This is a genomic window from Amycolatopsis albidoflavus (assembly GCF_039525725.1).
GTDB lineage: Bacteria > Actinomycetota > Actinomycetes > Mycobacteriales > Pseudonocardiaceae > Amycolatopsis > Amycolatopsis albidoflava.
On sequence record NZ_BAAAHV010000001.1, the window covers coordinates 1 to 9,689 of the forward strand.

Below are 9,689 nucleotides of genomic sequence, written 5' to 3' on the forward strand. Positions count from 1 at the left end.
ACCATCACCACCACGCCCACGCGGCATGAAACCCGGTGTCCGGTCCCCGGGGGAAACCTCAGACAAACAGGCCGCACAGAACCTGATCACCGAATCACAACAGTTGTGGGACGCCGGCAAGCACAAGGAAGCAGCGGAAAAAGCCCTCGAAGGCCTCGGAATCGCGCGCGAGATCGCCAGAATAGACCCGTCTTACCGGAGGCAGTTGGCGGAGTGGCTGGCGTATCCGTCATCTAATTTTCTGGCTTCGGCGGGTCGGTTCGAGGAGGCAATCAGGGTCGGCGACGAGTCGATCGCGTTGTACAAGCAGTTGTCGGCGGAGAATCCCGGGGATGATGAGCTAGTGCGCCGTATGGCGGGTGCGGCGATGAATTTGGCGCAGTCGCTCGGTATTAGCCGGGAGATGATGCCCAGCGCGGCGGACTACGCGATGAAGGGCCTGGACATCCTGCGGCCGCTGGCCGCACGGAACCCGGCCTACCGGAGGCAGTTGGCCGACTGGGCGTTGTGGCCGACCCCGAACTTCCTCGCATCGGCCGGTCGTTTCGACGACGCCATCAAGATCGGAGACGAAGCCATCCGACTATCGGCCCAGCTATCGGCGGAGAATCCGAATGACGACGAGTTGAGGTATCAGTCCGCCAGGGCCAACCTGAATACGGGTGTGGCTATCGGCCTGAAGCAGGAGATGATGCCCAGGGCGGCGGAGTATGCGGTGAAGGGCCTGGACATCCTGCGGCCGCTGGCCGCACGGAATCCGGCCTACCGGAGGCAGTTGGCCGACTGGGCGTTGTGGCCGACTCCGAACTTCCTCGCGTCGGCTGGTCGTTTCGACGAGGCGATCAAGGTGGGGGACGAGGCGATCGGGTTGTCGGCGCAGTTGTCGGCGGAGAATCCGAATGATGACGAGTTGAGGTATCAGTCCGCCAGGGCCAACCTGAATACGGGTGTGGCTATCGGCCTGAAGCAGGAGATGATGCCGAAGGCGGCGGAGTATGCGGTGAAGGGCCTGGACATCCTGCGGCCGCTGGCCGCACGGAACCCGGCCTACCGGCCGCAACTGGGCGAGTGGATCATGTACCCCGCTATCGACTTCCAGCTCAGCGTCGGCCGGAAACCCGAAGCGGTGCATCTCGCTCAGGAAGCGGTCAACATCTTCACCGTGCTCAATCAAACCGACCCCGCAACCTACGGCCCGAAACTCGCCGCCGCGAAAAAGCGGCTCGACGAACTTCAACACTAGCCGAGTGAGACGGAGTGCGGGCCGCCCGGAAAGGGCGGCCCGCACTCCGCAATGTGCGCAGCGACCGGTCGGCACGACGTTGACGAATGCATGCCCTCCGGGGAACCGACCCGCTGGCGTTCGTCGCCGAGCCACGGCCAACACGGCGGCGACGACACGACGGCTCCACCGCCCGCAGCAGTCGCGGCATGTCCGCCTAGACCCGACGCTAGCGGGAAGTGCCGCCCAGCCCGCGCTGGGCTGCGAAGCCTGGCTCCGCACCGCCGCAACCTCTCCCGACCTGCCCAGGAGGGCCGATGAGCCTACGACTGCACACTGAGGTCGTCACCGCCGACACCCCCGAGGGCACCGTGCTCCTGCAGATGAACACCGGCCGCTACTGGCAACTCAACCCCACCGGGGCCGGCATCCTGCACAGGCTGCTCGAGGGCCGCACCCCGACCGCGATCGGCCGCGAACTCGCCGACCGCCACCGCATCGGCGCCGACCAGGCCGAACGCGACGTGACCGCCGTGATCGGCCAACTGCGCTCCGCCGGCCTGGTCGTGCCCGCATGAGCGGGCCCGTCGCCCTGCCCCCGCGCCCCCGGCTGCCCCCGCACCGGAGAGCGCTGCCGCTGCTGGCCGTCGCGCTCGCCCGCCCCCTCGCGGCCACCACGCCCGCCCGGCTCCACCGGATCCTCGCCTTCGCCCGCCGCGGCGCCCCGCCGGCCACCGCCCGCCAGGCATCAGCGGCCCGGCAGGCCAGCGGCGCGAGCACGGTGCTCGCCGGCCCTGCGGCCGGAGCGAGGGCGGTGAGTGCCTGACGCTGCCAGCGACCCCAGGCCTTTCAAGATCATTCAGTGCAGATTTGCCGCCTTGGCCACTGGCCCAAGGGGTCAGGTCGGGCAGGCGTCGCGACACCGCGACCGATCGTCGCCTGGCTGTGCCTCGATCGAGGCACAGCCAGGGCCAGATCGGGTGAGCACGACCCGTTCGCTCCGCGGCAGCCGCTAGGTTGCGCTCGTGCTTAAACCATCACGCATCACAACCGCGGTCCTCGCCGGGACCGGCGCGGTGCTCATCACAACCGCGCCCGCGCTGGCCGACAGCGCCCCGCTCGTCGCAGTTGGCCCCCACGCCGCCGACAACTGGAACTTCGCCGTGTGCGCCTGTCCCGTCCCGCTCACAGGCGGCCAGGAGATCGCGGCCGTCCCAGTTCTCGCCCCCTACGCGGGCAAGCACCACAACGCCGTGTCCGTTGACGGCAACGTGCTCGAACACGCCGCCTTGCCATGACGCCGACTTCCCCGTTGCCGCACCACTTCGACGTAGTGACCGATACGGCGCACAGTCGGTGACAACTATCCCGCGCAACCGCGCCCTGGCTCCCCAATCGCGGGTCGCTCCGGTGACAACTAGCGCTCACAGTCACAGCCAGTGACGTGTGAATGATCAGCACCTGTGGATGGTTCTCGGCGAGGTCGCGCGGGCGGGCACCTTCTCTCGGGGGTGATCTGCAAGGTCCGGAGTCCTGATCAGGGCCGGCGTTCGCCGGCGGGGATTGTCGTTGCCGCACTCCGCCCTTCCCCTCCGGCGAGATGGGAGCCTCGTGGCGTACCCCGGTGGGCCGACGGCTTCGGCCGGCTCACCGGGGTACGGTGTCGTTCGAGGACGGTTCGGTCAGTTCAGCCCGCTGACGGTGCCGCCGAAGAGCCCGTCCTTGGCGGAGATGGCGTACCCGTCGCCGTTGGACAGGTACCAGTGGGCGAAGGTGCCGTAGGCGTTGCCGAATCGGAGGACGACTTGGCTGTCGTTCCACGACAGCGGGATGATGCCGATGCAGTTGGCGCTGCCGTCGGGGTTGCTGGCCCCGGCCTCGAAGTTGTTGTCGTCGAGGAAGTGGAACTGGTTGCCGAAGACGAAGCCGTTGTTGGTGTACGTGCCGCAGCTGGTGACGTTGTCCGGGGTGCTGGGCGGCGGGGCGGCCCCGAAACCGGAGCCGGTGAGCGTGATCGTGGGCGAGGCGACACCGGATCCGCCGCTCCCGCTGAACGAAACCGACGCGATCGAAGGCCGTGTCGCCGCGGAGGCTGCGCTGGGGGCAGCGACTGCCGTTGACGTTGCCAGTCCCGTCGTCAGCGTCAACGCCGACGCGACCATCCCGGCTTTCTGTGACAATCTCATGCGCGTTTTCCCCTCTATTCTTCGCCGTTAATTCCGGTTTCCGTATCAGATGAGCCGACAGTTCCCGGCCGGATGTCCGGATCTGCCCAGCGCTGTGCCGATGCGCCCGTTTGCCCTTGCGGGTAAAGCAGAAGTGCCTGCCCGGCAACAATGGTGCCGCCCCGGCCGGACCGCGGTAATCCCATGACCGAGGGGGTTGACAGCGACTAGGATTGAGCGATGGCACCGACGATCGACGCGGTCTCCCGCACGACACTGGGCGCCGCAGGCGAAGCGGACACGCTCCACGAACTGGCCGCGGAATTCTCCCGGATCCTCGGCCCAGGCCTGCCCCACGACGGATACGCCTGCTTGATGGGCGGGGTCGATCCGGCCACCGGCACAGTCGTCATGCGAGCGGGCAAGACCGGATACGGCCTACGGGCAGGCTTTCGGATGGCGCACCACTGTCGTACCAACCGTTATCTGAACCCCGCGCTGGGCGGCAGCCTGGCCGCGATGCTCGACTCCGGCCGGCCCGCGACCCGCGCCACCGAGGCAGTGAACGAACTCATGGCCGCGGAGGGGATCGGCATCGATCTGCGCATCGCGCTCACCGTGCGCGGCCGGACCTGGGGCGCGTTCGGGCTGACGCGCGAGCACGGAGCGAACCCGTTCACTGCCGACGAGATCCGGTACGCCGAGCGGCTCAGCGGGCCGTTGACCGCCGCGGTGCGGCGCTTCGCCGCGGGCATCCCAACGAGCCCGGCCCGCGGATCAGTGCCGGGCACGCTCGTCCTCGACCGCGACGACCGGATCACCGCGGCGACCCCGGCCGGTCGCGAGTGGCTGCGCGACCTCGCCGCCAACCCCGCACGCGGCGGCGAACCCGGCCCCGAAATCGTTCTGGTGAATCCGGTGGTCGCCGCTCGCCGGGGCGGCCCGCCTGCGGTCAGCACGGTGCCCACCTCCCGCGGCTGGGCAAGCATTCACGCACAACCGCTCCACGGCGCCAGGCCCGGCGACGTGGCAGTCACCGTCCAGACCGCCTCCGCCGCCGACCTGCTTTCCGCGGTCGCCACCTGCCGCGGCATCACCGACAGGGAGAAAGCTGTCGTCGAGCAGGCGCTCGGCGGCTTGCCCATCAAGCAGATCGCCCGCAGGCTCGATCTCTCCGCACACACCGTCAACGACTACTTCAAAGCCATCTACCGGAAATTCGGCGTGACAAGCCGCGAAGAACTCTTCACCGTGCTGACCCGCTGACCCCGCCGCGAAGCCCAGCACCCGCGGCGGCGACGCCTCTCGGGCTCGGTCGGCTCCTGGTCATCCTCCTAGCGCTGGCCTGTCACTCGCTGACCCTCGCAACCGGAAGCATGCGATCCGGCAGCGCAACCCGAACGTCGCCGGGCGGACCGGCATCCGAAGGTTTCGGCGGCCGGTTGCAGACGACCAGTCGGGCGTCCTCGGCTAGCTGGGCCACCGCCGACAGCCTCGGCTCCTCACAGGGAAGGTTCACCGCACCGGTGACAGAAACCTCTTACATCACACGACAACAAATATGCACAACCGAGCACGGGAGCCCATGTAGCGGCCGCATCTGGTGACAACTAGCGCGCACAGTCACACCAGGTGTGCCTGTGCGCCGTAGTCGTCGCTTGTGATGGATTTCTGTCACAAGTGCCGATCTGGTCGGGGCTTTCAGCTTGGGGGCAGGCGGCACCGGTTTCCGGAACGAGGATCGGCCGTGGGCCGCGAACGGCAAGCGAACGACAAGCCGTCGTCATGGAGTTCCCACTCGAGGGCGGAGAGGATGTTGTGCAGCGGCAGGGGCGGGAAAGCACGGGACCGCCTTCTGCCGGTCGAGGAAGACAGCCTCGGTACAACGTCTTGTCGGACTATGCGGCGATCGCCATGCGACGTCGCCATTCGCTCAGGAGGAAAAGCTTATGCGCATCGGAAAGAAGCTGGCCGCGACCGCTGCAGCCATCGGCATGGCGGCGCTGGGCGGGATGGCCGCCGCGCCGGCGCACGCGGCCCCGATGGATGTCGGAATCCACTTGAACACCTCGCACAACGCGGGGGTGTACAACACTGCTTACGTATTCCCCGTCGAGGCCAACAAGGTCGCCCCGAACCTCCACACCAGGCCGAACCCGGCCACCACCGACGGTATCGACGCTGACTGCTATACCAGCCGCGGATACGCCGCGAACGGCCACGACAAACGCTGGTACCACGCGACGCACCTGTACTACAACGACCCCGACGACCACCCCGGGTCCATCGAGATGTACGCGTGGGTCTACGCGCCCTACGTGGACAACAGCACCACAGCCAACGAACACCTCATTCCGGACTGCCAGTACTAGCGCCAAAGGGAGTCCGGAACGGCGGCGGGACTGGCGCGATGGCCTGCATCGTCTAGTTCCTGCCGCCGAAAGGACCACGCCCGCCGGGCCCGATCCGTCTCTTCGCTCGCCGCGGCACCGTTGAAACGCACAGCCAGTTGGCCGATAATAGGTTGACTGGCTTGTGCCGTTTCGGCGGCTGACCGTTTCCAGGGGGAGGAAATGGGCGGTAGTGCCTTCGGCGAGCTTCTGCGCAGCTGTCGGCTCTCGGCCGGCTGGACGCAAGACGAACTGGCGGGCCGATCAGGGGTGTCGGTCCACTCGATCAGCGTGCTGGAGACAGGGAGACGACAGCCGCGGCTGTCGTCGGTGAGCCGGCTCGCCGACGCACTCGGACTCGATCCGCGCCGCTGCGAACAACTGCTCGCGGCCGCGCGCGACGGCCTTGCCCCGGTCCCGGCCCGGCCGAGCGCCCCAGTGCCGCGGCAGTTGCCGGGCGCGGTGCCGGGTTTCACCGGCCGGGAGGCCCAGCTCAAGGAACTCGACGGCCTGCTGGACCGGCGGGACAGCGTCGCTGTCGCGGTGGTCACCGGCACCGCGGGCGTGGGCAAGACAGCTCTCGCGGTGCACTGGTCGCACCAGGTCGCGGACCGGTTTGCTGACGGGCAGCTCTACGTCAACCTCCGAGGCTTCGACCCCAGCGGCGAGCCGGTCGCGCCCGCCGAGGCGGTTGGGAGTTTCCTCGACGCACTCGGAGTGCCGGCGGACCGGATACCTGCGAGTCTCGCCGACCGGTCGGCGCTCTACCGGTCCCGGCTGGCCGGTCGCCGGATCCTCGTGATGCTGGACAATGCCCGCGACACCGGTCAGGTCCGGCCGCTGCTTCCCGGCTCGGACGAATGCCTGACCGTCGTCACCAGTCGCGACCGGCTCGGCGGCCTGATCGTCAGCCAGCGTGCGCGCGCCGTGTCCCTGGACCTGATGACCGCAGCCGAAGCCCGTGACTTGCTGGCGAACCGACTCGGCCCGGAATGCTTGGCCGCCGAACCAAAGGCGGCCGGCGACCTGATCGAGTTGTCCGCGCATCTGCCGCTGGCGTTGAGCCTCGTCGCCGCGCGGGCGACCCTAGCCCCGACGCTGTCGCTGGCCGAGCTGGTGGGCCAGGTGCGCGAGGTCCGCGATCGCCTGCGGGGCATGGACATCGGCGACGCCTGCGTCGACCTCAGCGCCGTGTTCTCCTGGTCGTACCGGACGCTGGGCACCGCGGCGGCGCGCATGTTCCGGCTGTTGAGCCTGCATCCCGGCCCGGACATTTCGCTGCCGGCCGCGGCCAGTCTCGCTGGAACCGGACGCGAGCAGGCCCGGATGGCCCTGTCCGAGCTGGCCCGAGCACAGTTGCTCGCCGAAACCGGCAGCGACCGGTTCGCCTGCCACGATCTGCTGCGCGCGTATTCGGCGGAAACGGCGCACCAGGACGAGAACGAGCACGCGCGGCATGCCGCCCTGCGCCGCATGCTCGATCACTACCTCCATACCGCGCACGCTGCGGCGCTGCTGCTCGACCCGTTCAACGACCAGCTGTCCCTGGCCGCGCCTCAGCCCCGTGCCGTGGTCGGCGAGTTCGCCGACGGCGAGCGGGCGTGGCAGTGGTTCGCAGCCGAACGACCGGTGTTTCCCGGCGTCGTCGACCGCGCCACCGACGCCGGTTTCGACACGCACGTTTGGCAGTTCGCCTGCAGCGTGGCGGAGTTCTGCATCCGCGACGGGCACTGGACCCAGACGGTCGCCGCTCAGCTCGCCGCGATCGCCGCGGCCGAACACGCGGGCGACCCGCACGGGCAGGCACGGTCGCTGCGCGAACTCGGCCGCGCATACATCCGGCTCGGCCGTTATCCCGACGCCCGCGCCAGCGCGGTCCGCGCGCTCGCCCTCGACGAGTCGCTCGGCGACCCGCTCGGCCAGGCACGCAGTCACACCGTCCTCGGCGTCGCCGCCTACTTGCAAGACGACTACCAGAACGCGATCGAGCACGACGAAATCGCCTACGAACTGTTCGGCGCGGTCGGACACCGGGCAGGCCAAGCCGATGCACTGAACGGGATCGGCTGGATGCAGACCAAACTCGGCCGGCACGCCGAAGCGCTGCGCTACTGCACCAGAGCGCTCGAACTGCAGCAAACCGCCGGCAACAGCTACGGCGAGGCGCACACCTGGGACAGCCTCGGCTGCATCCACCACAACCTCGGCGAGCACCAGCGCGCCGTCGCTTGCTACCACGCCGCACTGGACCTGTACCGGAAAGTGGGCACCCGCCATCCGCAGGCGTACACGGTCATCCGCCTCGGCGACACGCACCAGGCCGCGGGCGACACCCACGCCGCGCACCACTCCTGGCACCAGGCACTGGCGATCCTCGACGACCTGCACCACCCCGACGCCGACGACCTCCGCGCCCGGCTGATCGACCACCCACCTGCCTCGTAAACCCGAACGGCCGGCAGAGGAAACCGGCCGGGTGCTGGGCGTCGTGAAGGTCGGAACCCGATGCGGCGGTGATGCCCTGGCGCAGCCGATCGCTGATCGCCCAGTCGGATGGCAGAGTCGTTGTGCAGCAGGCCGTCGATGATGTAGACCGCCGCCCGCGCGAAAGCCACCGCGTCAGCCTTGCACTGAACAGCTTCGCCGGCCAGCGCATCACCGGCGTCCGCGAACGCATCGTCCAACGCGACGGCATCTGGCACGACCCTGTCTTCCTCGAACGCCGCAGCCCCGTCAACTCACCCCGCTGGAAACCCGTAGTTCCGCAGGATCGCGCGCAGGCTAAGCCGGTAACGAACCAGCCGTCTGGCACGACGCTGACTTCCCCGTCGCCGCACCGCTTCAACGGGGTGACAAATACGGTGCACAGCAGGTGACAACTATCCCTCACAACCGCGACCTGGCTCCCAGATCGCGCACTGCTTCGGTGACAACTAGCGCGCACAGTCACAGTGGTTGTGACCACAGGCGATAGTTGTCGCTTGCAGACGCCAGTTGTCGCTGCACGGGTCTGACGCATGGTTGCCGACCAGGGCGGATGAGCTTGCGGTTGGATGGGCGGCACGTCCGTACGTCCCGGCTGCCCGACCGCAGACCGCCGCAGCGGTCGGCGGTGACGGCGGGGGGTGTGGCAGGAGCTGGCCGGAGGCCCAACGCGGTTGTGGGTTTGATGTTGACGACGGTCGGAGGTCCGACGGTGGGCTGGCCCGTTCGTCATGGGTTGAGTGCGGCGATGAGTTCGTTCCGGCCGTGCGCGCCGGTCTTGCCGTAGATGGATCTGAGATGGTCGTTGACTGTGTGGACGGACAGGTCGAGGAGCCGGGCGACCTGTTTAGGGGCCAGGCCGGTGCTGAGGTGGCGGATGACGGCTGACGCGCGGAATCGGCGTTCCGGCGCGGTCGGAGTAGGTCGGGCTGTCGGACACAGGCAACAGTCTGGCACCGGAACGTCTGAATCGGTGTGTGGCCAGGCGTGTTGTCCGCAGCCGGTGTCCGTTCTCCGAGAGGTTTGCCACGCTCTCGAATCCTGCCGCCGCCGCATCAGTGCGGCGCGTTGGCCCGTCCCGTTCGGCCAACGTCCGAGGCGGCACTTCGATCACCCGATTCACACCAGGCGTCAATCGCCCCGCACAACGAAGCGTTGATTCGGACGTCACGTCATCGCTCCGGCGACACGAAGCGCTCATGGTCACAGCTGGCCGGGTGCACAGTGCGGTCGCTGCGGGCAGGCGGTGCGGCTATCGGGGTACGGGCAGTCCGCGTTGCACGAGGGCTTGACGGAGCTCGCGGCTCAGTTTCCCGTTTCTTGGCTGCCTGGTATTGCTTGTGGACCCAGTCGCCGAGGGGCAGGCCGTCGGGCGGGGGTGTGCGGTAGAGGCTGGGGATGGGGCCGTCGCCGACGGTGGCGCGGTAG

General features: G+C 68.4%; 10 protein-coding genes. 8 read left to right on the forward strand and 2 right to left on the reverse strand.

Going from position 1 to position 9,689, the window contains the following annotated elements:
- The 4 genes from ABD156_RS00005 to ABD156_RS00020 all read left to right on the forward strand — a co-directional run.
- The coding region (locus tag ABD156_RS00005) for a tetratricopeptide repeat protein (protein WP_344264173.1) at positions 1-1,243 on the forward strand (1,243 nt) is incomplete at its 5' end.
- A gap of 296 nt (positions 1,244-1,539) precedes the next feature.
- The gene (locus ABD156_RS00010; RefSeq protein WP_344264176.1) at positions 1,540-1,800 is read left to right on the forward strand and encodes a lasso peptide biosynthesis PqqD family chaperone; all 261 of its coding nucleotides are present in this window, start codon (positions 1,540-1,542) and stop codon (positions 1,798-1,800) included.
- The gene (locus ABD156_RS00015) at positions 1,797-2,048 is read left to right on the forward strand and encodes a hypothetical protein (protein ID WP_344264179.1); all 252 of its coding nucleotides are present in this window, start codon (positions 1,797-1,799) and stop codon (positions 2,046-2,048) included. Before ABD156_RS00010 ends, ABD156_RS00015 begins: the two co-directional genes overlap by 4 nt.
- A 199-nt stretch (positions 2,049-2,247) precedes the next feature.
- Positions 2,248-2,520, forward strand: a complete 273-nt coding sequence (locus ABD156_RS00020) for a hypothetical protein (protein WP_344264182.1) — start codon at positions 2,248-2,250, stop codon at positions 2,518-2,520.
- Positions 2,521-2,904: 384 nt separating this feature from the next.
- On the opposite strand, the gene ABD156_RS00025 is transcribed toward ABD156_RS00020, so the two are convergent.
- On the reverse strand, positions 2,905-3,408 hold the full coding sequence (locus ABD156_RS00025) for a hypothetical protein (protein WP_344264185.1): 504 nt from the start codon (positions 3,406-3,408) through the stop codon (positions 2,905-2,907).
- A gap of 219 nt (positions 3,409-3,627) precedes the next feature.
- Here ABD156_RS00025 and ABD156_RS00030 point away from each other — a divergent pair, with 219 nt between their 5' ends.
- The 4 genes from ABD156_RS00030 to ABD156_RS00045 all read left to right on the forward strand — a co-directional run bounded on the left by ABD156_RS00030 (position 3,628) and on the right by ABD156_RS00045 (position 8,653).
- Positions 3,628-4,653, forward strand: coding sequence for a helix-turn-helix transcriptional regulator (locus ABD156_RS00030; RefSeq protein WP_344264188.1), 1,026 nt, complete (start codon positions 3,628-3,630; stop codon positions 4,651-4,653).
- Between the two features lie 683 nt (positions 4,654-5,336).
- Positions 5,337-5,759 (forward strand): hypothetical protein, encoded by a 423-nt coding sequence (locus ABD156_RS00035; RefSeq protein WP_344264191.1) that lies wholly within the window; start codon positions 5,337-5,339, stop codon positions 5,757-5,759.
- Between the two features lie 201 nt (positions 5,760-5,960).
- Entirely contained in the window at positions 5,961-8,222 is a 2,262-nt protein-coding gene (locus ABD156_RS00040; protein ID WP_344264194.1) for an ATP-binding protein, read from the forward strand.
- Between the two features lie 71 nt (positions 8,223-8,293).
- Positions 8,294-8,653: a hypothetical protein gene (locus tag ABD156_RS00045; protein ID WP_344264197.1), complete on the forward strand. Its 360-nt coding sequence runs from the start codon at positions 8,294-8,296 to the stop codon at positions 8,651-8,653.
- Between the two features lie 337 nt (positions 8,654-8,990).
- Here ABD156_RS00045 and ABD156_RS00050 read toward each other — a convergent pair whose 3' ends face one another.
- Positions 8,991-9,317 carry a response regulator transcription factor gene (locus tag ABD156_RS00050; RefSeq protein ID WP_344264200.1) on the reverse strand — a complete coding sequence of 109 codons (327 nt, stop codon included), beginning with the start codon at positions 9,315-9,317 and terminating at the stop codon, positions 8,991-8,993.
- Positions 9,318-9,689: the final 372 nt, after the last annotated feature.

Coding starts and splice junctions, on each gene's coding strand:
- ABD156_RS00050 (WP_344264200.1), bottom strand. CDS start 9,317: ATGCGGCGGCGGCAGGATTCGAGAGCGTGGCAAACCTCTCGGAGAACG.
- ABD156_RS00015 (WP_344264179.1), top strand. CDS start 1,797: ATGAGCGGGCCCGTCGCCCTGCCCCCGCGCCCCCGGCTGCCCCCGCAC.
- ABD156_RS00025 (WP_344264185.1), bottom strand. CDS start 3,408: ATGAGATTGTCACAGAAAGCCGGGATGGTCGCGTCGGCGTTGACGCTG.
- ABD156_RS00035 (WP_344264191.1), top strand. CDS start 5,337: ATGCGCATCGGAAAGAAGCTGGCCGCGACCGCTGCAGCCATCGGCATG.
- ABD156_RS00010 (WP_344264176.1), top strand. CDS start 1,540: ATGAGCCTACGACTGCACACTGAGGTCGTCACCGCCGACACCCCCGAG.
- ABD156_RS00045 (WP_344264197.1), top strand. CDS start 8,294: ATGCCCTGGCGCAGCCGATCGCTGATCGCCCAGTCGGATGGCAGAGTC.
- ABD156_RS00040 (WP_344264194.1), top strand. CDS start 5,961: ATGGGCGGTAGTGCCTTCGGCGAGCTTCTGCGCAGCTGTCGGCTCTCG.
- ABD156_RS00030 (WP_344264188.1), top strand. CDS start 3,628: ATGGCACCGACGATCGACGCGGTCTCCCGCACGACACTGGGCGCCGCA.